This window comes from Kitasatospora sp. NPDC097605, from assembly GCF_040302725.1.
Classification (GTDB): domain Bacteria; phylum Actinomycetota; class Actinomycetes; order Streptomycetales; family Streptomycetaceae; genus Kitasatospora.
Genome location: NZ_JBEOSF010000002.1, coordinates 288,231 through 310,020, shown reverse-complemented (window position 1 = coordinate 310,020; position 21,790 = coordinate 288,231). Strand labels below are relative to the sequence as shown.

Sequence of the window (21,790 nt, the reverse complement as noted above, 5' to 3'; positions counted from 1 at the left end):
GGGCTACTGGCCGGTGAAGAGGGTGGCGAAGCGGGTGCGCAGTTCGCGCTTGAGCACCTTGCCGGTGGGCCCGAGCGGGAACTCCTCGGCGGTGCGGGCGATCCGGACGTCGGCGAGCGCGGCCAGCCCCGCCCCGGCGAGCGCCTTGTTCGCGGCCTCCAGCACCCCGGCCTCCGTGGCGTCCTCGACGTCTGGCTGCAACTGGACGACGGCGATGGGCCGTTGGACCTCACCTGCGGCGCCGGGCACGCCGACCACCGAGCAGTCCCGGACCAGCCCGTCGCAGTCCGCCAGCAGCACCTCCTCGATCGGCAGGCTGTAGACCGGGCCGGCCGCGGTGTCGATGACGTCCACCGTCCGGTCCAGGTGGTAGAACCGGCCCTCGGCGTCCCGCCGGGCGACGTCCCCGGTCAGCCAGTAGCCGGCCAGCTCGAAGCTGCCGGTCAGGCGCTCGTTGTTCCAGTAGCCCGGGGTGCGCGACGGCGAGTCGACCGCCAGCAGCCCGACCGTGCCGTCCGGCACCTCGCGGCCGTCCTGGTCCAGCACGGCGGCCCGGCGCACCACCTCCAGCGGCTTGCCGACGCAGCGGTCGTCGCGGACCGACTCCGGCGTGGTGACCTGGCCGAACAGCGCCATGCCCATCTCGGATGAGCCCAGGCCGTCGACGAACTGCGAGCCGGGCAGGGCCGGTTGCTCGGCCCGCTCGCGCGGCAGCAGCCAGGGCCGGATCAGCCCGGCCGGGCGCTCGCCCAGCCGCACCAGCCGGCGGATGTGCCCGTAGTGCGCGCTGTCGCCGGTGTTGAACCAGGAGTGCACCTTGGCCGCGCCCTTCACCGGCGCCTCCCCGGTGGCGAGTTCGACGAAGGTGCGCGGGAAGGAGGCGACCATGGTCGGCTGGAAGGCCTCCATCACCGGCTCGACCACCGAGCGGCGCCAGTCGGCCATCACCACGGTCGGCAGACCGAGCAGCGTCGCGGTGAGGAAGTAGCTCAGGCCGCCGGCGTGGGTGTGCGGCATCAGCGACATCAGCCGGTCGTACGGCTCGGCCGGGAAGCGCACCATGCGCGGCTGCTTGCCGTCCCAGAACTGGCGGTGGGCCAGCATGGTGGACTTCGGGGTGCCGGTGGTGCCGGAGGAGTGGATCAGCGCGACCACGTCGTCCGGCGCGTGCGTGTACGGGTACCCGGCGGGCAGGGCGCCGGCGGCCTCCGCGTCGAAGGCCTGCACCTCGGCGGCGAGCGCCAGGAACCGGGGCCGGCGCTGCGGGTCCTGGCGGTAGGCGGCGGCGAGCCGGGTGGTGTCGTCGGCGACCACCCCGACCACCCCGACGTGGTTGAGGTAGCGGACCATCACGTCGTGCCGCATGGCGTCGTTGACCAGGGCCGGGACGGCGCCCAGCGCGGTGAGCGCGAGGAAGTGCAGCAGTGGCTCCAGGCCCTCGGCGATCACCACGGCCACCGGCTCGCCGGGGCGCACGCCGTTGGCGTGGTACCAGGCGGCGTAGCGGTCGCGCAGCGCGGCCAGGTCGAGCAGGCTGTGGCCGCGCAGCACGACGGCGCCGCGGTGGTCGGTGTGGTGGCTGTAGGCGAACGGGACCGCGCGGTTCGGGTTGACGGTGATCGCGTGGTCGAGGAAGTTGCCCGCCCCGAGGCCGGGTTCGGCCATCAGCCGCTCGCGGGCGGCGAGCGGCGCGATAGGGCTGGGCGCGCTGGGCGCGGTGGTGCTCAGGGGGGAACTCGGGTCGCTCATGGCGTCTCCTGAGAAGGGGGTGGCCCGCGGTTCTTGTGGAACGGGAGCACGGGCGGAGAGGGGGAAGCGGTGCCGGTGGTGCTGGTGCCCCGGGCGGCGGATCAGGCCGTGCCGTCGAGGATCTCCGCGACGACCCGGTGGCCGGAGCGGATCGCGCCCTCCAGCAGGCCGAAGAACTCCGTACTGGTCTCGGTGCCGGCCCAGTGCACCCGGCCGTGCGGCGCGGTCAGCGTCGGACCGAGCCGCAGCCAGTCGCCGGGGCCGAACAGTGCCGCGTAACAGCCCTTGCTGTAGGGCTCGTTGACCCAGTCGGTGACATGGAAGCCGACCGGTTCGGGAAGCATCGGAAAGAGCCGGGCGGCCTGCGCGACCGCGGCCGCGCGCTGCTCACGCGGCCCCAGCGCGGCATAGCGGTGCGCCTCGGCCCCGGTGACGAAGCCGGTCAGCACCCCGGCCCCGGCGCCGGCCGGCGAGTCGTCCACCGTGGAGAGCAGCGGTCCCTCCGCGTTGACCGACCACCCGGAGAGCCCGTGCTCGCGCCAGAGCGGCGACGGGTAGACCAGGTTGACCTTGACCGCGCAGCCGCGCCCGGTCCGCTCGCCCGCCCGGCGGGCGGGCGGCTCCGGTCCCAGGTCGAGGGCGTCGGCCAGCAGCGGCGGCAGCGCCACCACCGCGACATCGGCCCGGTACGACGCGCCCCGCTCGGTGCGCACGGTGACCCCGTCGGCGTCCTGCGCGACGGACCGCACCGCCTCGCCGAGCCGGACGGCGCCGTGCGGGCGCCGGGCCAGCCCGGCGGCCAGCCGCTCGCAGAGCAGGTGCGCGCCGCCGGCGATCCGGTCCTGCTGGGCGCCGCCCTCGAAGGCGTTGAGATAGCGCAGCCCGCCGCCCGAGCGCAGGTAGAAGGCCATGTGCAGGACCGAGATGTCGGCCGGGTCGGCGGCCATCATCTCGCCCAGGAAGAGCGGGAAGAACAGCCGGGCGTCCGGGTGGGTGAGGTGGCGCTCGGCCCACTCGGCGGCGGTGAGGGTGTCCAGCCGGTCGGCGTCCGGGGTCAGCCAGGGCGCCTCCGGCCGTACGGTGGCGGTGAGTTCGGCGAGGTGGTCGAAGAGCTCGCCGAGCGCCACCGCGTTGAGCGGCGGGAACCGGCCGTCCCGGGTGGCGTGTTCGCCGTCCTCGGCCCCGGCGCCGCCCCCGAGGGCGAAGCGGCTGGCGCCGAGCATCGTGGTGGGCGTGGTGTGGAGGTCCAAGGCCTTGATGAGGTCGAGGAGTTCGGTGTGCCGGGCGCCGAGGTAGGCGGCGCCCGCGTCGATCCAGGCGCCCGGGGCGACCTCGATCCCGTGCGTCCGTCCGCCGACCCGCTCGCGGGCCTCCAGCACGGTGACCTCCACCCCGCGGGCCGCCAGCCCCTCGGCGGCGGTCAGCCCGGCCAGTCCGGCGCCGACGACGACGGCGGAGCGCGCTCTGCCGCCGCTCATCCGGCGGCCGCGATCAGCTCGACGAGGCCGGCCGGGGTGGGCGCGAGCACGAAGTCCTCGAAGGACAGCTCGACGCCGTACGTCCGGGCGACGGCGCTCAGCACGCGGGTGGCGATGAGGGAGTCACCGCCGAGGAGGAAGAAGTCCGAGTCCGCCGTGACGTCCTCGGTCTCCAGGACGCGACGGAAGATCGCCGTCACGCCCTCGGTGTCGGCGGGGGTGGTGTCTACGCTGCTCAACGAGGCTCTCCTTGACCGTCGGGGGGTGCGGTGCGCCGGGGCGGCACCGGGGGAGGGTGACCGTTCGTTCGGGTGGGCCCGGGGGCCGGGCGTGCTACGGGTGGGCCGGGGCGGGCGCCGAGTGGCGGCGGTGCGAGGCGGCCCGGTCGACCTTCCCGCTCGCGGTGAGCACCAGCTCGGGCACGACGGTGATCCGGCTGGGCACCAGGTGGCCGGGCACCCGGTCGCGCAGATAGGCGCGGACCTCGGCGCCCAGCGTCCCGGCCGCCGCCCCGGCGCGCGGGACCACGTACGCGACCAGCGCGGAGCGGCCGGCGAGGGCCGCCCCCGTCACCGCCACCGCGTGCACGCCCGGGTGGCCGCCGATGTGCGCCTCCACCTCGGCGGGGTCGACCCGGATCCCGCGCACCTTGAACTCGCCGTCCAGCCGGCCCTGGTGGGTCAGCACACCGTCCGGCGCCCGGCTCACCCGGTCGCCGGTGCGGAACCAGCGCAGGCCCTCGGCGTCCTCGGTGAACCGCGCCCCGGTGGCCTCCGGCAGGCCGAGGTAGCCGAGCGCGACCGCGGCCCCGCCGATCAGCAACTCGCCGCGCTCGTCGATCCGCTCGCGCACATGGGGCAGCGCCCGGCCGATCGGCACCCGGTCGCCGGGCGCCCAGGGCCGGTCCCGGGCGGCGGCGAGCGGCCCGTGCAGGTCGACCGCATGGGTGATCAGCGTGGTCTCGGTGGACCCGTAGGTGTTGAGCAGCCGGATCCGCCCGGTGTCGAGCGCCGCCCAGTCGGCGAGCCGCGCCGGGTTGGCCGCCTCGCCGCCGATCACCACCAGCCGGACGCAGGCGGGCAGCGTGCCGCCCTCCTCGGCGAGGTGGAGGACCAGTTCGTGCCAGAAGGCGGTGGGCAGGTCGAGCACGGTGATCCGCTCGCGCGCGACCATCCGCAGGAAGCGCGGGAACGACCCGCTGTGCGCCTCGCGGTCGAGGACCAGCGCGGCGCCGGCGGTGAGCGTCGGCAGGATCTCCTCGAAGCAGGTGTCCCAGTTCAGCGAGGCGAACTGCAGCACCCGGTCCTCGGGGGTGAGGGCGAACAGGGTGCGCAGCGAGTCGACGGCGGCGGAGATCGCCCGCCGTGGAGTGACGACGGGTTTCGGCTGCCCGGTCGAACCCGACGTGAAGAGCAGATAGGCCGGTTGCCCCGGCTCGGGCCGCGGCCGTTCGCCGTCTTCACGGCTCTCGGCTAATCGCGGTAACGCCTTCGCTCCCAGGCCGAGTTCGGGATCGAGGCCGAGGGCCGTCCGGCACCCGACCGCCGTGAGCATGTCCCGCTGCCGGGGCAGCGGGAACGCCGGGTCGACCGGGCAGTACGCCCCGCCTGCGGCCAGGATGCCGAGCAGCCCGACGACGGTGTCCGGCGTGTGGACCGCCGGCACCGCGACGACGCCCGGCGCGGTGCCGAGTCGGTCGGCCAAACTGCTTGCCGATAGCTCTAGTTGGCGATAAGTGAGGTTCCGTCCGTGGTGGACGATCGCCGGTCGTGCGGGATATCGGCGCACGGTTTCCGTGAACGCGTCAATCAAGTCGGAAGTGGCTCCGTGGATGTTGCGGTTATTTGTCATGCCCGCCCCAGAGAATGCCGTGCGAGCACGTGTTCGGTGCTCGGCGGACCGGGACTCTACCCGCCGGGACTGCGGAGCCACAATGGTTGTTGAGGATGTCGCTTCAAGGACGTGTGGTTGACATGTGAACGGGACTGGCTCTCCCTGGACGGATTGCTGTGACCCGAGTGACTGCGGAAGGTGTCGTGGTGCTCACGCACCGCACCGGCGCGACGGCGCCGATTGCGCGTGGAGATCGCACACCATCCAACTCCGGCGCCTTTTCCCGGCGTTCGGGAATATCCGGATCGGATTCCGGCGGTCCGTACGCTCGGCGGGGCCACCGTCCCGGCGTTCCCGCTGCTCGTGGCCTCCGAAGCCCGACGACGGCGATTCGCGGAGGAATCGCCGCCGAATCACCGTGAGCGGTGGGATCGGACGCCGACGGATCGTCCGTCCGTCAACCGCGCGCCACCTCCCGGACCGTAGCGGCCGGCCGCCCGACGGGTACCCCGCCCGGACCTCAGGACAGCAGCGCCGCGGCCGCCGCCAGCAGGTCCTGGTTGTGGCCGAGGACGTCGCGCCGGGTCAGCCGGTGCAGCGGGTCCGCCGCCACGCCGAAGTCCTCCAGCGGGACGCCGTCGTTGCCGACGGACCGGGTGGCGCGGCGCAGGGCGACCCGGAATCCGGCGCCGCGCGGCAACGGGCCCAGCAGGTCGGGCAGCCAGACGCCCAGCAGCTCGTGCGTCCAGACGTTGGCGCCGCCCGCGCCGGTGGTCCCGGCGGTGCCGAGCACCGGGCCGAGCCCGTTGTCCGCGAAGCCGGCGGCGAAGATGTCGGCGGCCGAGTAGGTGAGCGCGTCGACGATCAGCACCTTGGGCCCCGGGTAGGGCGCCAGCCCCTCGGCGACCGCGTCCGGGTCGGTGAGCGGGAACGCCTGCGAGTACGGCTCGCCGGTCTCCACCGCGTCGCGGATCGACGGCGCCCACGGCCGGAACGCCGGGTTGGCGCGGGCCAGGGCGAGCGCGGCACGGGTGGTCGGCAGCGAGAACCGGACCGGGACGACCGGGCCGGTGCTCAGCACCCGCAGGGCGGCCTCGGCGGCCAGGATGCTGCCGCCCGGGTTGCCGCGGATGTCGACGATCAGGCCGTCCGGCGGCGCAGCCGCCGCGATCGCCGCCACCTGCTCGGCGAACCGCCGCGCGCTCGGGACGTTGAACGAGAACACCCGCAGGTACCCGTACGGGCGGCGGCCGCGCGCCGTGCGGTAGGCGAGGACGTCCCGGGGCGCCCGCGCCGCCGAACGGCGGGCCGGGGCCGGGGCGAACAGCGCGCGCTTGGCCTGCCGGGCGGCCTCGTTGCCGGCGTCGATGCCGAGGTGGGTGCCGAGCGTGGGCACCGGGTCCTGGTCCCGCCCCCGGTGCCGGTCGGCGGCGCGCACCCGCCACGGCACCCGGGTCTCGCGCAGCCGCCCGTCGGGGGTGCGGTAGCTGAGCAGCACCCAGCGCTCGTCCGGCGGGGGAGCGGTCCGCAGCGGGCGCAGCGTCAGCGACTCCAGCCCGCGGGCCAGCCGCGCGTCGGGGCTGCAGCCCGCCTGCGCGGCCGTGCTACGCTCGATGGCCCGCTCCACCGGGACGCCGTTCCACAGCTCCAGCTCGACGCCGGCGTCGAAGTCCGCGTGCCGCAGCGAGTCGTCGATCCGGGAGACCAGGTAGTGCGGCGCGCCATCGGCGTCGTGGTAGCCCTCGACCAGGAAGCCGAGCACCGCGACCTGCCCCCGGTAGGGCGAGGGGAGCTGGTAGCCGGTGTGCAGATCGCGCAGGTCCCGGAAGACGGCGGCGAGTTCGGCGTGGAACTGCAGCTCGCTGAGCGCGGGCACCCGCCGCTCCAGCAGGCGCAGGCGCTGCACCGGGTCGGTGGCGTAGCGCGCCCGTTTGAGCGGCAGGTGGACGTACAGCTCCTCGACGAGGACCCGGGCGGCGGCCACCAGCCGGTAGCGGTCGGCGAGCGGCAAGGGGTCGGCGGCCGCCCCGGTCAGGAACTCGTCGAGCCCGGTGGAGTCCGGCAGGGCCCGGGCCGGTGCGGTGTACCGGGGGCTCACGGGTAGCGGGCCTTCAGCCGCTGGAGCTGCGGGATCCCGGCGCGGTCCACGGCGGCGAAGAAGGCGGCGTCGTGGGTCAGCGTGTCCGGCTCCGGGACGACCAGCCCGGCCGGGACCTCGTCGGTGCCGGCCAGCGCCGCCGCCTCGCCCTCGGGCATGTCGCCGAAGAGGGCGAGCGGCGCGTCCGGGTCGTCGAGCGGTCCGCCCCAGGCCGCCAGCGCGTCCTGGGCGTCGCGCCAGGCGGCCCTCGGGTCCTTGCGGACCTTCGCCAGCGCCCGTTTGACGGTGGGCCAGTCCGTGCCGTCGAGGGCGACCCGGCGGCGCAGCCCGGGCGCGGGCTCGATCGCGCCGGTACCGGGTGCCCCGGCGGCGGTCATCAGCTCCGCCGTCCCGTAGCGCGGCCGGCCGCGGCTGACCACCAGCAGGACGTGGCGCTCGGTGGCGTCGATGACGGCGCGGTACACGTCCTTGCCGGGCTGTTGGCGGTCCAGCACCAGCAGATCGGCGGCGCTGCCCGCCGCCAGCCGTCCGACCTGCGGGCCCCAGGCGGTCGCCAGCGCGTCGCCGGGGCCGGCGGTGACCAGGTCGCACAGCGCCCGGTCGTCGAAGTGGCCGCCCAGCTCGTGGCTGTTGAGGTCGTCGGCCACCTTGAGCTCGCCCAGCACGTGCTTGGTCCCCGACGGCGACCAGTCCGAGCCGAGCGCGATCCGCAGGCCCTGCGCGGTGGCCGCGGCCACGTCCGTCGTCTCGTGGTAGAGCCAGAGGTTGGAGAACGGCGACCAGACCACGGTGCCGCGCTCGGCCGGGTCGATCGCCGTCACGGCGCCCTGCCAGGCCGCGAACTCGGCGGCCGTGAGCGCGGTGCCGTGCACGCAGACCAGCCCCGGCTTCAGACAGGGCGCGAGGTCCGCGAACTCCCGGTGCACGTGCGACGCCGGCTGCGCCGGGTCCGGCTCCGCCACGCGCCGCCCCTCCGCGACGTGGTAGATCAGCACCCGGGTGCCGTTGAGCTTCTCCGCCGTCTCGGTGCGCAGCACCTCGGCGTCCTGCTGGAGCGCCGCGGTCAGCACCATGTCGCGGCCCGCCGGCAGCTTCTCGGTGTCGACGATCCGCAGCAGCCCGCCGTCCAGCGGGCGGGTCGAGCGCGGTGCGCCCTGGACCGAGGTGGTGCCGCCGACCAGCGCCTTCACCTCGATGTAGGCGAGCAGCGCCTCGGGCGCGGCGTGGCCGAGCACCTTGGCGGGCCAGGTGACGGTGGTCGCGTAGTCGGGCGCGTGCCGTTCGTCCACCCAGCGGTCGTGGTGCGGGTACGGGACGCCGACCGCCTCCCAGAGCGGCAGGGTGTGGTACTGGAGGTGGCCGTGCAGGTCGACCAGGCCGGGCAGCACCAGCGCGCCCGTGGCGGTGAGGTCGACGACCGGGGCGGCGGCGAACCCGGCGGGCGCCGGCTGCCCGGCCGGCTGCACCGCGTCCAGCCGGCCGTCGTCGCCGACGTACACCGCGCCGGGGTCGAGGACGCGGTGCCCCTCGTCGAAGGTGACGACGGTGCCGCGCAGCACGAGCGCCATCAGTCCCGCGCCTTCCAGATCAGGGTGTGCCCGTCGTCGGGCGACGGGCGGCTCACGGAGGTCGGCTGGCCGGTGCCCTTGGCGCGCACCCAGGCGTCGTCCCCCAGGAAGGCCGGCACACCGAACGGCAGGTCGCGCCGGGGAACCGGGCGGTAGTCGCTCTCCTCGAAGGTGTCGCCGTAGTTGGGCCCGGTGTTGTCGCCGTCGTCGTCCGGCGTGACGATGGCGCGCAGCGTCGTGACGGCCGCGCGCCAGCCGTTCAGCAGCGCCACCGGGTCGTGGCTCGACGGGTGCGGCACCTTCGACAGCACCGCCTGCTGCGGCCGGCCGTCCCAGAGCCGCACCGCCTCCTGCGCCATGAACCCCATCGCCACCACGGCCTGCAGCTGGAGGCCGACCGCGCTGCTGAACACCTGGTTGCGCCAGTGGAGTTGGGCGGAGTCGGCGAGCCGGTCCTTCATCTCCTCGGCGTCCGACGGATGTACCGCGTAGGCCCACGCGTTGAGGCAGACGTAGGACCGGGTCAGCCCCAGCTTGCCGAGGAACCCCTGCACCCGCTGCCCGGCGTCACCGACCAGGGTGCGGGCGGCGATCCGCTCGGTCGGCCCCGGGTCCGAGGCCACGATCAGCACCCGCGCCGAGCCGTCCAGCCGCCCCCGGTAGAAGATCGGCCCCCAGTCGAACCAGAAGGCCTGCGTGTCGGGCGGATCGGGCACCCGCGCGAACAGCTCCGCGAACGCGTCCGTCGGCCCCCGGTCGAACTCGGCCACCGGTCACCACCTCCTCGTGGTGTCCCTCCTAATGCACCACACCACCCCCGCCCCCGCAAACGGTCCGGGTGTGGGACCGTCGGCTCCGGGTACCTGTGCCGTCCGATCACGAGGGGTGGAGCCGATGACCGTCACGCTGGGCGAGGAGGTCATGCTGCTGTCGCTGGACGACGACAGCGGGCGGGCGAAGGAGCGTGTCGCCCCCCACTCGCCGGGTAGCCGCATTCGTCAGTTATGTCATGGACATGACGTTATCGCCCCAGGCAGGCGGGTGGAGGACATCCGGAGCGCCTTCCGGCAGGTCAGCGGGTCGACCAAGCTGGTGATCGCCGCCGGGGAACGCCCCGGAACGGCAGCCGGACCAAGCGTCGACCGCGGGACGCGAGACCGGCTCAGGACAGCCCATTCCGTCACCAGCCAAGGGGTTCCCTCATGATCCGCTCGACCCGGGATTCCCCCGACGCCCCCGTCGCGCCCACGCCCTGATCGCCCGCAGCCACCGGCTCTCACCCCTGCTTCACGGGCGGTACCTGCCCCCCGAGCCCACCGCCCGGTGAACCGCCGGCGTCAGGTCTCCAGCACCCAGTGGTTGGTGCGCAGGAGCCGGCCGGCGAAGGTCACGTCCCGCTCGCCCAGGAGCCGGAAGCCGAGGCCGCGGCAGATGCCGTTGGACGGGCCGTTCGTCGTCGCCGGGCAGGCGTGCACCGGCCCCCAGCGGCCGTCCTCGCGGGCCAGCTCCAGCAGCGCGCGAACGCCCTGCTTCCCGAGCCCCCGGCCCTGGAACTCCGGCAGCACCATCCACCCGATCTCGGAGATCCGCTCGCCGCCGTCCTCGTGCGCCCACAGGGTCACGGTTCCCGCGACCACCCCGGGCTCCACCCCGTCGGGCACGATCATCTTGATCCAGTCCGTGTCCGCCGCCGCCCGCCGGACGTCGCGTCCGACCTTCGCCGCCATCCCCTCCCGAGGCAACGGCCCGCCCAACTCGGCCATCATGAACGGGTCGCAGCGCATCCGGACGTAGGCGTCGACATCGCCGTACCCGACATCGCGAAGCAGCATCCTCGGGTCACTCCTCGTCCGTTGTGTCTGTCGCCGATGCGCGACCGGGGGAGTGGAACGTCGGCCGGGCCGACGTCCCACTCCGGTCAGAAGCGGATGTCGGGGGCCTGGAGGACGATGCGCAGGTTCTCCTCGGCGCGGTCCGCCTCGACTTCCGGGCGGAGCCAGACGTTCTGCACGGTGTCCTCCTCCGGGCCGGTGGAGACCATCACCCAGAGCAGCAGGCCCCAGATCACCGTGGGTGCGTAGCCCGCGAGTCGGCCGCCGAAGCCGATCGGCACCGCGACGCCGATCCGGGAGGGCGGGGGCCGGTCGAAGTCGGGTGCGGCGAAGTCCGAGGCGTCCTCGCCGGCCAGGACGACGGGGGTCTCGATGACCTTCAGCCAGTGGACCTCCAGGCCGTCGGCGATCCGGTCGAGCGCGACGGCCAGCCAGCCGCGCACCGCTTCCTCCGGGTCGGTCAGCCAGCCCAGGGGACCGTCCAAGTCGGTCGCGCGGGCGAGGTCGTCCTGCGGCGGGCCGAAGTGCTCGTTCTCGACGGCCTCGCCGATGACGTTGCCGTCCCGGTCCAGCTGCCACCAGCGCCGGATCGCCTCGGGCGGCGCCCAGGTCTCGGCGGAGTACTCCCCGGCCACCTCGTAGATCCAGGTGCCGCCCTCCCGCCCCGGCGGCAGCGGCGGGTCCTGCGGGCCCACCGGCCGCATGGTGCCGCGCGGTGGCGCGTCCTGCGGTGACCGGTCCCGGCGTTTGCGCCCGAAGATCCTCATGCGGAGGAGTCTTCCCCGACCGGGGCGGCGGTAGTGCGTCGGCCGGTTACGGGAAGGGGATATGACGAGCCGTCAGAATATGCCGCCGGTTCCGTTTAGCGGACCTCCCGCCTGCGGACCAGCAGCCAGGCCACGGCCAGGAACGCGACCGTGAGCCCCGTGACGGCGAGCGCGGCCGGCCAGGGGGCGAGGATCGCCGTGACATCCTCGCAGAGGCCGTCGGCGGTGCACTTCGCCGGCGGGGGCGGCTCCAACTCGGTCGCGGAGGGGATCAGCACGGTCAGCATCCAGGGCCGCAGCCCGGTCAGGATGTTGCGGACCAGGGCCTCCGCGAAGAGCACGTAGACGAACACCGTGGCGAACGGGACGACCGCGCTGCGCGCCGCCCAGCCGAACGCGACGCCGAGCGCGCCGAGGGCGGCCACGACCAGCGTTCCGCGCAGTGCCGCCTGGAGGACGTCCGCGATCCACGCGCCGTCGACACCGCCGGTCGTACCGCGGGTCGCGGCGGTCACCGCCGCGGCGGCCCCCACGATCGCCAGAACCACCGCGGCGAGGGCGGCGCCGGCCAGCGCGACGACGGACACCCGGGCGAGCAGGAGGCGGTGCCGGCGCGGCTCGGCCAGGATCCAGACGTTCGCCGAGCGGCTCTGCCAGTCCGCGCCGCCGAGCGACGCGCCCAGGATGAACAGGATGCAGGCGGTCACCGAGGTGGCGACCGTCAGGTCGTCGGGCAGCGCGTCGGCCAGGAGGTACCGGGGGTCCGTGTAGAACTGGTCCGCATCGACCATGGACGGGCTCACGCCCATGCGGGCGATGAACTCGGCGCGCCGGCCCTCGGCGTCCGCGTGTGCGGCGGCCAGGTCCGTGTTGTGGGTGAGCCACAGGCGGACGCCGTAGCAGACCGCGAGTACGGGGGCGATCACGGCCGTGATCCGGAATACCCTGGCGCTGCGCAGCCATTGGCCGGAAACGGCGAGCAGCCGGCCCACCGGCGGTGCGCCGCGGACGGCGGTGGTCGCGGGGGGGCTCGGTCGGGTCATCGTCATGTTCCGCTTTCCGGCTTCGTCTCGTCGCCGGAAACGCTGGCGAGGAACAGTTCTTCAAGGCTCGGGCGGTGACGCCGGACTTCCAGTGGCGTCTGCCCGGCGTGGACGAGGGCCTCGACGGCCTTGTCCACGGGAATGCCCCGGACGTCCAGGACATCCAGGTCGCCGGTCGCATCGGCGCCGGCGTCGCGCAGGACGCGCGCGCCGGCGTCCCGGTCGGGGCAGGTGATCAGGGCCCGGTCGGCCTGGGGGGTGATGAGTTCGTCGACCCGCCCCGCCAGGAGGGTCCGGCCGGCCTCCACGACGACGACGCTGTCGCAGACGAGCTGCGCTTCGGAGAGCAGGTGGGAGGAGAGGATCACGGTGCGGCCCTCGTTCCTGAGCTGCCCGAGCAGGGAGCGGAGCCAGCGGATGCCCTGGGGGTCGAGGCCGTTGGCGGGTTCGTCGAGCACCACCAGAGCCGGGTCGTGCACGAGGGCGAGTGCGATGCCCAGCCGCTGGCGCATGCCCAGGGAGTAGCCGGTGACGGCCTCGTCCGCGCGGTCGGCCAGGCCGACGAGTCGGAGGGTCTCGGCCACGCGCTGCCGGGGGAGGCCGGCCAGGGCGGTGACCTGTTGCAGGAAGTGGCGGGCCGTCAGACCACGCGGAACCGGCGAGGATTCGATCAGCGCGCCGACCGAGCAGGATATCTCCGGCAGCTGGTCCGGCACCTTCCGGCCGAGCACGGTGATCGTGCCGCCGTCGGCGCGGGTCATCCCGAGCAGGCAGCGCAGGGCGGTGGTCTTGCCGCTGCCGTTCGGCCCGAGCAGTCCGAGGACCTCACCCGCCCGCGCCGTCAGGCTGAGTCCGTCGAGCGCCGCCCGGTGCCGCTTGCCGCGGCCGTAGAACTTGGTGAGCCCGTGGAGTTCGACCGTCATCCAGCCGCTCCGGCGCCTGCGCTCTGCGCCTGGGCGTCGATCATCGGAGCGCCGAGGAGCCGGCGGTCACCGCTGAACACCGCGCACACCACCCGCCGCTCGCCGGAGGCCCAGGCCTCCTCTCCCACGGGCGTGACCGGGAACAGGCTCAGGCGTCCGGCGGGGCGCTTGTCCTTGAATACGGCGTTGGCGAGCTTGTCGGCGCAGAAGGGCACCAGCGTCTTGACCATGGTGTCCTGCTTGCCCGGGTAGGTCCCGCCGGGCGGGAGGTACGCGAGGGCGGGCGAGACGACCTCGTACATGTGGGGGCTGTCGCACGGCACGGTGGCGACGTTCTTGCCGTCCTTGAACTCCTCGCCCGAGAAGCACTGCCCGGGCGTGAGGTCGTACCAGGCCACCAACTGCGGCTCCGCGGTGACGGTGGACGTCGCATAGGGCATCGTGTCGTCCACCGGCGCCTGAGCCTGCTTTCCCTCCCCGCCCGAGCAGCCGCTCACCGCCGCCGCGACGAGTAACCCCGTTGCACACAGAAGGCCTCGATGGTGGCTCTTTTTCAAAAGATTCACAACTCACCCCACTTGACGACCGGGCCGCATGAAAAGAAGGTCCGGGACGCAGGGGTGGTCGTTTCGCCCCCGCGCCCCGAACCTTTCACACCTTAGGCGATTCGGAGCATGACGGTAGGCGGTTCGCCGTCATATCCCGAAATCGCTCACGCCGCAGCGGGCGCGACTAGCACTGCTTGATGCCGTAGAAGGTGTCCCAGGTGTCGCCGTCGCTGCCGCCGTCGTTGTCGGCGTACCAGTACCAGATCTTGTTGGAGTCGATGGCGCCGACGTAGTGCCTGCCAGTGCTGTGGCTGTGGCCCTGGGCCTGGCTCGGGTCCTCGGCCCCAGAGCCCTTGTTGATCGTGATGGTGGTCGCGTTGCAGGCGGTGCTCGCCGACGCGCCGGGAGCTGCGATCAGCACGCCGCCGGCCGCCATGCCGACCGCCAGGAGCACGCCCGAGGCCTTGAGCTTCATTCGCATAGTTTCCCCTCGAATTGAGTTGGAGCTCGCATCGCGATTGCGACGGCTGGAACGTTAACGATCGATGTCGGGGAAAGTAAAGAAATTATCAAATCTGATATTTCGATCACGATCAGATTTTTCAGGAGATTTCGGAACTGTAGCGATTAAGTGTCGCGATACCGAACTTATCGGGCGCGGCAAAACGGTCACGCGCCCCACTGATCCCGGAGCTAACCGTCGGTGGGAGTCGAATGAGCCACCATGATGGTTTCCGGACTTTCGCAATCAAGATAAACCGGGCGGTTGGTCTGATTCCGGCGTGGTAGCAGGACGGGCGGATGAGGCGGCTGTCACGGGGGGCGTCGGTGCCGGTGGGGAGGTGCGGGCGGACGCTTTCCAGCAGCAGGCGGGTGATCCGCGGGGAGACCACCGCGTCGCCCGCGGCGACGCTGCGGATCGTGGTGAGGAGTTCCTCGGGCCTGGTGTTCTTCAGCAGGAAGCCGGAGGCGCCGGCGGTGAGTCCGGCGAAGGCGTACTCGTCGAGGTCGAAGGTGGTGAGGATCAGCACCCGGCTGCTCGGGGAGGCCCTGACGATCCGCCGGGTCGCCTCGATCCCGTCGGTCCCGGGCATCCGGACGTCCATCAGGACGACGTCGGGCCGCAGTTCGCGGGCGAGGCGCCGGCCTCGGCGCCGTCCGCGGCCTCGCCGACCGCGGTGATGTCGGGCTGGGCGTCGAGGACGGTGGAGAAGGCCATCCGGAGCAGGCCTCGTCGTCGGCGGTCGGGACGCGGATCGTCATGCGGACACCACTCCGCTGCCGCCGAGGTTCAGGCGGGTGTGGACGCCCCAGCCGCCGTCCGGGAGCGGTCCGGTGCGCAGCGTCCCCCCGTAGGTGGCCGCGCGCTCGCGCATGCCGGGGATGCCGTGGCCGGACGGCGTGGCGCCGGACGGTGGCGCGTACGGGCCGGTGTCGGTGACGTCCACCGTGACGGGCCCGGTCGCCGGACGATCGGCACCGAGAACGCCTCCACCGGCGACGACGCCGAGGACGACCGGCGGGCCGCCGAGACCACCCGGATCGGGGCCGCGGACCTGAGCTTCGTCCTCACCCGGCTGGAACGCCTGGACCGGGGCGGGGGCGCCGCCGCGCTCACCGGACGCCTGGACACCGCCCGGGCGGCTGCCACCGGCCACTCGCTGGGCGGCGCCGCCGCGCTGCAGGCGGCCCGCCAGGACCGCCGCTTCACCGCCGTCATCGACCTGGACGGCTACCCCCGCGACCCCGAACGGCTCCCCTTCTGCCAGCCGGCGCTCGCGCTCACCCAGGCCATCGGCCCGCAGACCGACGAGCGCTACCTGCCCCGCCTCACCGAGGTCCTCAAGCTCAGCACCGCGACCGCCTCGCCGTCCCGGCGCCGCCCACCTCACCTTCGCTTCCCCGCGTCGTGGCGGCGTCCACGCTCGCCTTCCTGGACGCCACCCTGCGGCCGAAGCCGGGTGACCTGGCGGGCGAGCTGTCCGCGTGCGGAGACCTCGCCGTCCACCGCCCGGGCGGCAGCGGCTGATCACGCGGGACGCGCGTGGAGTGGGAAGTCGGCCGGCGCGACTTCCCACTCCACGCGCTGTGAGGTGATCGCCGGGCTCGGCGGACGGGTTCCGCGGAGCCCGGCGATCACCGGTCGGTGCTCAGGTCAGCAGGGGATCGGGGTGCTGACGGAGACCGGCGCCGGGTTCCAGCCGAACTTGGCCACGCTGAAGGTGCCGCTGACGACGTTGTTGCACGGCACGGTGGCGCTCGGGCCGTTGACGGTGACCGTGCTGGCGAGGAAGTTCACGCCCTGGTTGACCGAGCCGAGCGAGGCGCCGCCGACGACCTGGCCGGAGATCGTGGTGATGAGGTCCTGGGGCTGCGGCGGGTAGCCGGGGGACGGCGGGCCGGCCAGGGCGATGCGGCCGAGGAACTGGACGTTGGTGCCGTTGACGGAGGCGCAGACCTGGGTCGACAGCCCGCTCTGCAGCGACCACGGGCTACAGGTCTCGAAGGTCGCGGTCGTGGTGGTGGTAGTGGCCTGGGCCGGGGCGGCCATCAGCGCGGCGGTGGCCATGCCGGCCGCGAGCACGGTCAGGCCCTTCAGGGAACGGTTCATCGGGAGTGCTCCTTGACTTGGCAATGCCCGGCACGTTGCCGGGCAGAGGGATGCCGTTGCACATGTGAAATTTCACATGTGCAATAGGAAGTTCTTGCCTCAGTTTCGAATGTCAGGTGGGGTCATGGGAATGGTTGGGATGTATCGGGCCGGAAACTGACCTTCGATGGCGAGATCGCACCGGCGCCGCCCGTGGTCCGCCTCGGGGCACGTCGACGGCCCGCCGGGTCGGGCGCGGGGTTCATCGGTCGCTGGACGTAGGTCCCGCGCCGCATGTGCGCTGCGGGACCGGTGGCTAGGGTCGGTTCACATGGGAAGCACGGGAATCGTTCGCCGCGGGACGGCGGAGCGTCAGCGCGACACACTGGAGCGACTCGTCGCCGAGCGGGATGTCTGGGTGTCGACGGCCCACCCCGACCACGGGCCGCACCAGGTGCCGCTGTGGTTCGTGTGGGACGGGCAGGCGGTGTGGATGTGCACCGGTGCCGCGTCGGTGACCGCGCGGAACATCCGCAAGGAGCCGCGCGTGCGGCTGGCGCTGCCGGACACCTCCGACGTGGTGCTCCTCCAGGGCGACGCGGAGTACTTCCCCGACCAGGAGGTTCCCGCGGCCGGGGCGGAGGCGCTCATCGGCAAGTTCGGATGGGACCCGCGTGCGGAGGAGGGGGACTTCCTGTACATCCGCGTGGTCCCGCAGACGGTGCGGGCCTGGCGCGGCGAGCCGGAGCTGCGCGGAAGGGTCGTCATGCGCGACGGGGCGTGGCTGGAAGGGTGACGGGCCGCCAACGCCGCCGGCCCGCCGCGGGGGAGCGGCGGGCCGGCGGGCCGTGATCGCGTCAGATGGGCAGGTCCCAGCCCGGCCCGTCCTCGGTGCCGAGCCAGACCCGTTGTCCGGTGGCTGACACGGTGATCCCGAAGCTGTCCTGATGAGGCTCACCGGCCGCTTGCCAGGACTGAACCGCACGCTCGACCCGGTCCCAGAGGGCGGCGGGTCCGCGCTGTGTCACGGTCCAACCGCCATCGGGGTCGGGTGCCGTCCGGGCCTGTGATCCGGTCGCCAGGTCCCAGAGGATCTGTTGCGCACCCACACCCATGCGAAGGGCCTCCGGCGCCGCGAGCTGGGCCACCCAGCCGCCCGTCCACCTGTCGAGCACCGCCGGGTCGACAAGGGTTGCGCGCTGCTCTCCGGGCAGCAGGTCCAGCGTCGGACGGGGCGGCCGGTCGTGCGGGCGGGCGATCATGAAGCTGGTCAGGTCGGCGAGGAATCGGCCGGTCGCCTCGCCGGGGCCGGTCACGTCGAGCAGCGCGAGGGCGTTCGCGTAGCTCCAGCCGGAGAACGTGACCAGGATACGACCGCCCGGTTTCACCTGGTGGAGCCACGACAGAGGGATGTACCGCACCGAGCACGTGGCGATGAGCCGGTCGTACTGACCCTGTCCCGGGTCGCCGCGCAGCCCGTCACCGATGACCAGCCGGGGCGCGAAGCCGGCGGCCTTGAGCGCGCGGGCGGCGTTCCCACCCACGACCGGGTCGTACTCGACGCTGGTGAGGTTGGCGTCCCCGAGACGGTGTGCACCGAGGGCGGTCGAGTACCCGGTGCCGGTGCCGACTTCCAGGACGCGGTGCCCGGCCCCGACATCGAGTTGGTGCCACATGCGCAGCACCAGGGAAGGGAGGGTGGACGACGAGGACGGGACACCTGTCACGGTCTCCCCGGCCGTGTCCGCGGGGCTGATGCGGCCGTCGAGTTGGGTGACCAGCGTCCGGTCGTCGTAGATCCCCTCCAGCCAGCCGGGCTCGCCCTCGCGGACGGGCCGGTAGCCGGTCGGGACGCTGCCGACGATCGGGGCGAAGTAGCTTCCGACGAAGAGCTCTCGCGGAACGCTCCTCGCGGCGCTCTCCCACTCGCGTGCGGTCAGCACGCCGCTCTCGGTGAGCCTGTCGGCCAGAGCGGCGCGGAGTTCAGCCGGTGTGCTCATGCGTCACGGCCTTTCTGTAGCTGGTCGGCGAGGGCAAGGGCGATGGCGTGGGTGGACGGGCTCGATCTCGCTACGGGACGTGGGCCAGTCACCAGCTGTCGCCGCCTGTAGTCGGATCGCTGCTAGGAGTACTCCCTGCGGTTCGGGATCAGCAACTGTTCAGCCCGTCTCAATCCGTCGCCGGACCCGTCCAGTTGTCTCTTGTCGGCCGGGGTGGCGTTTGAGTGTCGGGGATGCAGATGGCCCGCCGCAGGGGAGCGGCGGGCCGTCGGGGTGGTGCTGCGCGGTGCGCAGTGGGACGGCCCTGTGGTCGATGCTGTCGCAGATCACCTCGACCGGAGGGCGTGCTTCGAGGCCCGCGCTCTGGATGAGGCCTGTGACGGTCCCGACCTGCGGTAATAAAAGGGGATTTTGCGGTCGCAATCTGATCGGTGTCGCCGCTGGCCTGATGGCCTGTCACAATGCTGATTGGAGCCGCTGCGCGAAGGGTCGCGGCTCGGCTCCGCCCTGGTGTGTACGGGTGGGAATTGAATCAAGGGGGGCCTTGATGATTCGAAGCGCCACGGTGGCCTTTCTGGCCATGACGCTTACTGCGGCAGTGCTACCGGAATTTCTCCGGCTGTCGGCATCGAGCTGACTGATCAACAATTTGCGAAGATGGATCTTGCTCGGCAGATGGAGATTCTCGACCCGCTTCGGGATGTGGCGAATGCGCTGGGGGATCAAGGGCGAACCAATCACTCGGAAATCTACGGGTCGCTCTCGATCGACGCGCCCAAGGGGCATGTCGTGCTGTATGTGACAGATACTGCAAAGGCTCGCAACCTTGTTGCGGACGCCAAGAAGGCAGCTCCCGCCATTGATACTTCGCTGATCAGGCTGGAGAGGGCCGGCTACTCGCGCAGGGACCTCGTCTCGGCGCGAGATCAGATTGTGGCTGATTCTGAGTCGCAGAAGCTTCCGTATCCCGTCTTTTCTGTCTCGCTGAATCCCGACGCAAGTGGTCTCCGGGTCGTCACGGACGGGGCAAATGCTGCTCTGTCTTCCGCGAAAACCGGGGTTTCCCGGCATCGGGGAATTTCGGGCGTGGATATTCCGGTCTCACTGGAGGAGGGTAAAGCGCTGGAGAGCTTTGAATGGCGTTGGAACGATGTCCGGCCGTTCATTGCTGGAGACTATGTGGGGGTCAATGGGCACGCGTGCACCACGGGCGCCGTTGCAGCAATGGGAACCGGAGACTTCATCCTAACTGCCGCCCACTGCTTTCCTGACAACTGGGAAGTCTACGGGAATGCCTATCCGTACCACGATCTGGGTCATCAATGGACGGGGAATCGTATCGGAGTTGTCACCAACGTGTCTACCAAGTGGGATATGGAGGCGATTTACACTGGGGCCAGTGGAGGGGTTGGGGCGACGTCCGACGAGGCGGACAACATTGAGAACCAGTGGTATCGAGTGGATGGTGTCGCCTACAGTTACAACGGTGACTGGGTGTGCCAGGACGGAATGAAGTCCTACTATACCGGGCACGGGGTTCCTTGCAGCATAAAGGTCACCAATGATGACACTACATGGCAGTTAAGTGTCCCATATTGGTGGGACGGGTTGAAGCATTCCTCTCGTGGCGTCTGCGGGCACTCCGATGGCTGGGCCGCCGATCACGGCGACAGTGGTGCCCTGGTTTTTGCCTTCAGTGCTGGAAATCGCCAGGCTCGGGGAAGCCTGTCAGGCGGTTCGGATACCAGTAACGTCTGCTGGACTGAAATCAAGGACTACTTCAGGGAAGTCGGATTGAGTATTTCCCCGTATCATGCATGAGCGGAACGAGTCAGCTAGTAGGGATGGACCGGTTTTTATGAAATTATACCGTCCGGCCGCCGCTTGGTCGGCTGGGCTTCTCGCGAGCCTTTTGCTCAGTGCGTGCGCCAGTGGGTCAGTGGCAGGAGGAGACGGCGGAGAGCCCAAGTCTCATCCGTCGGCGGTCGATGCGCTCACATACTCCGCCTTGCAGAACCTGGAGTCGGCCCTTGGGGAGCAAGGGCGTGCGGACTTCAAGGACACCTTTGGCGCACTCCAGTTGGACCCGAGCGGGCGGCATGTCATCCTGTTCGCGACCGACGAGGGGCGGGCGCGGACCCTGGTCGAGTCGGCTGCCAATGCGCACCCGGGCCTCCAGACGTCCTACACGGTCATCCGGAAGTGTCAGTATTCACGAGGGACGGTCGACCCTGTGATCGAGCTGATCGGAGAGGCCGCTGAGTCGAACCGGCTCCCGGCTCCCGTCCACTCCGCCGCCATGCTTCCGGACGGATCGGGCATCAAGGTCGGCACCACGAAGGCGGGTACGACGTCGAAGGACCTGAAGGACGCCATCGCCAAGCTGGCCGGCGGCATCAGTGTGTCGTACGAGGAGAGCCAGCCGATCAGTGGCTTCGACGCCACCGCCACGATGGGTCCGCCGGGTGGTGTCCCGAGGTAACCCGGTCACTGGCCGGCAAGCGTGCAAAGGGGTGATGGGAGTGGGAAGTCGGGCCCGCCGACTTCCCACTCCGTTCACAGGGCGGGTGTTTAGTAGGCCTTGATGGCTGCGGCCGACCCGCGGCCTGCTCGATCTTCGCGCGGTAGGCGGCACGGGCTTCCTCGTCGATCGACTGCTCGTGTTCGGGGCGCAAGCCGGTCCGGCCGTCGAGGCCCTCGCGCAGGATGTCGGCGTGGCCGGCATGGCGGACGGGCGCGCCGAGGACGTGGACCAGGACGGCGAACAGGTTCGTGCCGCCATGAGGCTGCGGCCACCACGGCACGGGGCAGGCGGCGTCGAGGGGAAGCTCGTTGATCGTCGCGCTCGAGTGCTCCCACACGCGCTGGTAGAAACCGGGCCGGATAAGGCTTGCCATGAACGGCTCGTGTGGCGAATTTGTGGCTATGTCTCAGTCGATGGTCGCGGCGAAATCGACGAACGCTCGCCAGGCGGGGGGTTCGAAGGTGAGCTGGGGGCCGGTCTTGTCCTTGGAGTCGCGGACGTGGATGGTGTCGGGGGTCTTGGCGACCTCGACGCACTGGGCGTCCTCGTTGCTGCTGTGGCTGCTCTTGAACCAGGTCAGTTCAGTCATGGGAGCAGGATGCGCCGACGGCCCGCCGCTGGGAAGCGGCGGGCCGTCGGTGGGGTGCTGTTTCAGACGTCGGCGTTCGCGGCGAACGTGACGAACGCCTGCCAGGCGGCTGGCTCGAAGGCCAGCTGCGGGCCGCTCTTGTCCTTGGAGTCACGGACGTGGACGGTGCCGGGCATCTCGGCGACCTCCACGCAGTTGGCGTCCTCGTTGGTGCTGTAGCTGCTCTTGAACCACGCCAGCTCGGTCAT

22 protein-coding genes and 2 pseudogenes are annotated in these 21,790 nt (G+C 71.8%); 4 read left to right on the top strand and 20 right to left on the bottom strand.

The window, feature by feature from the left end:
* Positions 1 to 3: 3 nt before the first annotated feature.
* The 7 genes from ABTX81_RS03420 to ABTX81_RS03390 all read right to left on the bottom strand — a co-directional run bounded on the left by ABTX81_RS03420 (position 4) and on the right by ABTX81_RS03390 (position 9,496).
* The gene (locus ABTX81_RS03420; RefSeq protein ID WP_350541252.1) at positions 4 to 1,749 is read right to left on the bottom strand and encodes a class I adenylate-forming enzyme family protein; all 1,746 of its coding nucleotides are present in this window, start codon (positions 1,747 to 1,749) and stop codon (positions 4 to 6) included.
* Positions 1,750 to 1,850: 101 nt separating this feature from the next.
* Positions 1,851 to 3,227: a flavin monoamine oxidase family protein gene (locus tag ABTX81_RS03415; RefSeq protein WP_350541251.1), complete on the bottom strand. Its 1,377-nt coding sequence runs from the start codon at positions 3,225 to 3,227 to the stop codon at positions 1,851 to 1,853.
* On the bottom strand, positions 3,224 to 3,466 hold the full coding sequence (locus ABTX81_RS03410) for a phosphopantetheine-binding protein (protein WP_350541250.1): 243 nt from the start codon (positions 3,464 to 3,466) through the stop codon (positions 3,224 to 3,226). The genes ABTX81_RS03415 and ABTX81_RS03410 overlap by 4 nt, the downstream gene beginning before the upstream one ends.
* Before the next feature lie 94 nt (positions 3,467 to 3,560).
* Positions 3,561 to 5,078 carry an amino acid adenylation domain-containing protein gene (locus ABTX81_RS03405; RefSeq protein ID WP_350541249.1) on the bottom strand — a complete coding sequence of 506 codons (1,518 nt, stop codon included), beginning with the start codon at positions 5,076 to 5,078 and terminating at the stop codon, positions 3,561 to 3,563.
* Between the two features lie 502 nt (positions 5,079 to 5,580).
* Positions 5,581 to 7,158, bottom strand: a complete 1,578-nt coding sequence (locus tag ABTX81_RS03400; RefSeq protein ID WP_350541247.1) for a S41 family peptidase — start codon at positions 7,156 to 7,158, stop codon at positions 5,581 to 5,583.
* Positions 7,155 to 8,726: an amidohydrolase family protein gene (locus ABTX81_RS03395; protein ID WP_350541246.1), complete on the bottom strand. Its 1,572-nt coding sequence runs from the start codon at positions 8,724 to 8,726 to the stop codon at positions 7,155 to 7,157. Before ABTX81_RS03395 ends, ABTX81_RS03400 begins: the two co-directional genes overlap by 4 nt.
* Positions 8,726 to 9,496, bottom strand: a complete 771-nt coding sequence (locus tag ABTX81_RS03390) for a uracil-DNA glycosylase family protein (protein ID WP_350541245.1) — start codon at positions 9,494 to 9,496, stop codon at positions 8,726 to 8,728. The genes ABTX81_RS03395 and ABTX81_RS03390 overlap by 1 nt, the downstream gene beginning before the upstream one ends.
* 124 nt (positions 9,497 to 9,620) lie before the next feature.
* Here ABTX81_RS03390 and ABTX81_RS03385 point away from each other — a divergent pair, with 124 nt between their 5' ends.
* Entirely contained in the window at positions 9,621 to 9,932 is a 312-nt protein-coding gene (locus tag ABTX81_RS03385; RefSeq protein ID WP_350541244.1) for a hypothetical protein, read from the top strand.
* Positions 9,933 to 10,063: 131 nt separating this feature from the next.
* On the opposite strand, the gene ABTX81_RS03380 is transcribed toward ABTX81_RS03385, so the two are convergent.
* The 9 genes and pseudogenes from ABTX81_RS03380 to ABTX81_RS03340 all read right to left on the bottom strand — a co-directional run bounded on the left by ABTX81_RS03380 (position 10,064) and on the right by ABTX81_RS03340 (position 16,450).
* Complete coding sequence (locus tag ABTX81_RS03380) at positions 10,064 to 10,558, bottom strand: GNAT family N-acetyltransferase (protein WP_350541243.1); 495 nt, start codon at positions 10,556 to 10,558, stop codon at positions 10,064 to 10,066.
* 86 nt (positions 10,559 to 10,644) lie between these two features.
* Positions 10,645 to 11,325 carry a hypothetical protein gene (locus ABTX81_RS03375; RefSeq protein ID WP_350541242.1) on the bottom strand — a complete coding sequence of 227 codons (681 nt, stop codon included), beginning with the start codon at positions 11,323 to 11,325 and terminating at the stop codon, positions 10,645 to 10,647.
* A gap of 95 nt (positions 11,326 to 11,420) precedes the next feature.
* Entirely contained in the window at positions 11,421 to 12,368 is a 948-nt protein-coding gene (locus tag ABTX81_RS03370; RefSeq protein WP_350541241.1) for a hypothetical protein, read from the bottom strand.
* Positions 12,369 to 12,370: 2 nt separating this feature from the next.
* Complete coding sequence (locus ABTX81_RS03365; RefSeq protein ID WP_350541240.1) at positions 12,371 to 13,291, bottom strand: ABC transporter ATP-binding protein; 921 nt, start codon at positions 13,289 to 13,291, stop codon at positions 12,371 to 12,373.
* Entirely contained in the window at positions 13,288 to 13,731 is a 444-nt protein-coding gene (locus tag ABTX81_RS03360; protein ID WP_350541239.1) for a septum formation family protein, read from the bottom strand. Before ABTX81_RS03360 ends, ABTX81_RS03365 begins: the two co-directional genes overlap by 4 nt.
* A 292-nt stretch (positions 13,732 to 14,023) precedes the next feature.
* The gene (locus ABTX81_RS03355; RefSeq protein ID WP_350541238.1) at positions 14,024 to 14,314 is read right to left on the bottom strand and encodes a hypothetical protein; all 291 of its coding nucleotides are present in this window, start codon (positions 14,312 to 14,314) and stop codon (positions 14,024 to 14,026) included.
* A gap of 316 nt (positions 14,315 to 14,630) precedes the next feature.
* Positions 14,631 to 15,102: pseudogene (locus ABTX81_RS03350) on the bottom strand (response regulator); the annotation flags it as partial.
* The gene (locus ABTX81_RS03345; protein ID WP_350541329.1) at positions 15,099 to 15,497 is read right to left on the bottom strand and encodes a sensor histidine kinase; all 399 of its coding nucleotides are present in this window, start codon (positions 15,495 to 15,497) and stop codon (positions 15,099 to 15,101) included. The gene ABTX81_RS03345 and the pseudogene ABTX81_RS03350, both read right to left, overlap by 4 nt.
* 497 nt (positions 15,498 to 15,994) lie before the next feature.
* On the bottom strand, positions 15,995 to 16,450 hold the full coding sequence (locus ABTX81_RS03340; RefSeq protein WP_350541237.1) for a hypothetical protein: 456 nt from the start codon (positions 16,448 to 16,450) through the stop codon (positions 15,995 to 15,997).
* A 310-nt stretch (positions 16,451 to 16,760) separates the two neighbouring features.
* On the opposite strand from ABTX81_RS03340, the gene ABTX81_RS03335 reads away from it, so the two are divergent.
* The gene (locus ABTX81_RS03335) at positions 16,761 to 17,225 is read left to right on the top strand and encodes a pyridoxamine 5'-phosphate oxidase family protein (protein ID WP_350541236.1); all 465 of its coding nucleotides are present in this window, start codon (positions 16,761 to 16,763) and stop codon (positions 17,223 to 17,225) included.
* Between the two features lie 61 nt (positions 17,226 to 17,286).
* Here ABTX81_RS03335 and tgmC read toward each other — a convergent pair whose 3' ends face one another.
* Positions 17,287 to 18,429 carry an ATP-grasp peptide maturase system methyltransferase gene (tgmC, locus tag ABTX81_RS03330; protein ID WP_350541235.1) on the bottom strand — a complete coding sequence of 381 codons (1,143 nt, stop codon included), beginning with the start codon at positions 18,427 to 18,429 and terminating at the stop codon, positions 17,287 to 17,289.
* 675 nt (positions 18,430 to 19,104) lie between these two features.
* Between tgmC and ABTX81_RS03325 the strand changes: the two genes are divergently transcribed.
* Complete coding sequence (locus ABTX81_RS03325; protein WP_350541234.1) at positions 19,105 to 20,250, top strand: chymotrypsin family serine protease; 1,146 nt, start codon at positions 19,105 to 19,107, stop codon at positions 20,248 to 20,250.
* Between the two features lie 187 nt (positions 20,251 to 20,437).
* A complete protein-coding gene (locus ABTX81_RS03320; RefSeq protein ID WP_350541233.1) occupies positions 20,438 to 20,911 on the top strand; it encodes a hypothetical protein in 474 nt (157 codons plus the stop codon).
* A gap of 103 nt (positions 20,912 to 21,014) precedes the next feature.
* Here the strand turns inward: ABTX81_RS03320 and ABTX81_RS03315 are convergent.
* The 3 genes and pseudogenes from ABTX81_RS03315 to ABTX81_RS03305 all read right to left on the bottom strand — a co-directional run.
* Positions 21,015 to 21,305, bottom strand: a pseudogene (locus ABTX81_RS03315) (mycothiol transferase); the annotation flags it as partial.
* Between the two features lie 54 nt (positions 21,306 to 21,359).
* The gene (locus tag ABTX81_RS03310) at positions 21,360 to 21,542 is read right to left on the bottom strand and encodes a DUF397 domain-containing protein (protein WP_350541232.1); all 183 of its coding nucleotides are present in this window, start codon (positions 21,540 to 21,542) and stop codon (positions 21,360 to 21,362) included.
* A 62-nt stretch (positions 21,543 to 21,604) separates the two neighbouring features.
* Positions 21,605 to 21,790: a DUF397 domain-containing protein gene (locus ABTX81_RS03305; protein WP_350541231.1), complete on the bottom strand. Its 186-nt coding sequence runs from the start codon at positions 21,788 to 21,790 to the stop codon at positions 21,605 to 21,607.

What these genes read in the sequence shown, in the direction of transcription:
- ABTX81_RS03310 (WP_350541232.1), bottom strand. Translation starts at nt 21,542, where the DNA reads ATGACTGAACTGACCTGGTTCAAGAGCAGCCACAGCAGCAACGAGGAC.
- ABTX81_RS03370 (WP_350541241.1), bottom strand. Translation starts at nt 12,368, where the DNA reads ATGACCCGACCGAGCCCCCCCGCGACCACCGCCGTCCGCGGCGCACCG.
- ABTX81_RS03360 (WP_350541239.1), bottom strand. Translation starts at nt 13,731, where the DNA reads ATGCCCTATGCGACGTCCACCGTCACCGCGGAGCCGCAGTTGGTGGCC.
- ABTX81_RS03420 (WP_350541252.1), bottom strand. Translation starts at nt 1,749, where the DNA reads ATGAGCGACCCGAGTTCCCCCCTGAGCACCACCGCGCCCAGCGCGCCC.
- ABTX81_RS03405 (WP_350541249.1), bottom strand. Translation starts at nt 5,078, where the DNA reads ATGACAAATAACCGCAACATCCACGGAGCCACTTCCGACTTGATTGAC.
- ABTX81_RS03340 (WP_350541237.1), bottom strand. Translation starts at nt 16,450, where the DNA reads ATGAACCGTTCCCTGAAGGGCCTGACCGTGCTCGCGGCCGGCATGGCC.
- ABTX81_RS03395 (WP_350541246.1), bottom strand. Translation starts at nt 8,726, where the DNA reads ATGGCGCTCGTGCTGCGCGGCACCGTCGTCACCTTCGACGAGGGGCAC.
- ABTX81_RS03355 (WP_350541238.1), bottom strand. Translation starts at nt 14,314, where the DNA reads ATGAAGCTCAAGGCCTCGGGCGTGCTCCTGGCGGTCGGCATGGCGGCC.
- ABTX81_RS03385 (WP_350541244.1), top strand. Translation starts at nt 9,621, where the DNA reads ATGACCGTCACGCTGGGCGAGGAGGTCATGCTGCTGTCGCTGGACGAC.
- ABTX81_RS03415 (WP_350541251.1), bottom strand. Translation starts at nt 3,227, where the DNA reads ATGAGCGGCGGCAGAGCGCGCTCCGCCGTCGTCGTCGGCGCCGGACTG.
- ABTX81_RS03335 (WP_350541236.1), top strand. Translation starts at nt 16,761, where the DNA reads ATGGGAAGCACGGGAATCGTTCGCCGCGGGACGGCGGAGCGTCAGCGC.
- ABTX81_RS03380 (WP_350541243.1), bottom strand. Translation starts at nt 10,558, where the DNA reads ATGCTGCTTCGCGATGTCGGGTACGGCGATGTCGACGCCTACGTCCGG.
- tgmC (WP_350541235.1), bottom strand. Translation starts at nt 18,429, where the DNA reads ATGAGCACACCGGCTGAACTCCGCGCCGCTCTGGCCGACAGGCTCACC.
- ABTX81_RS03375 (WP_350541242.1), bottom strand. Translation starts at nt 11,325, where the DNA reads ATGAGGATCTTCGGGCGCAAACGCCGGGACCGGTCACCGCAGGACGCG.
- ABTX81_RS03365 (WP_350541240.1), bottom strand. Translation starts at nt 13,291, where the DNA reads ATGACGGTCGAACTCCACGGGCTCACCAAGTTCTACGGCCGCGGCAAG.
- ABTX81_RS03305 (WP_350541231.1), bottom strand. Translation starts at nt 21,790, where the DNA reads ATGACCGAGCTGGCGTGGTTCAAGAGCAGCTACAGCACCAACGAGGAC.
- ABTX81_RS03325 (WP_350541234.1), top strand. Translation starts at nt 19,105, where the DNA reads ATGGAGATTCTCGACCCGCTTCGGGATGTGGCGAATGCGCTGGGGGAT.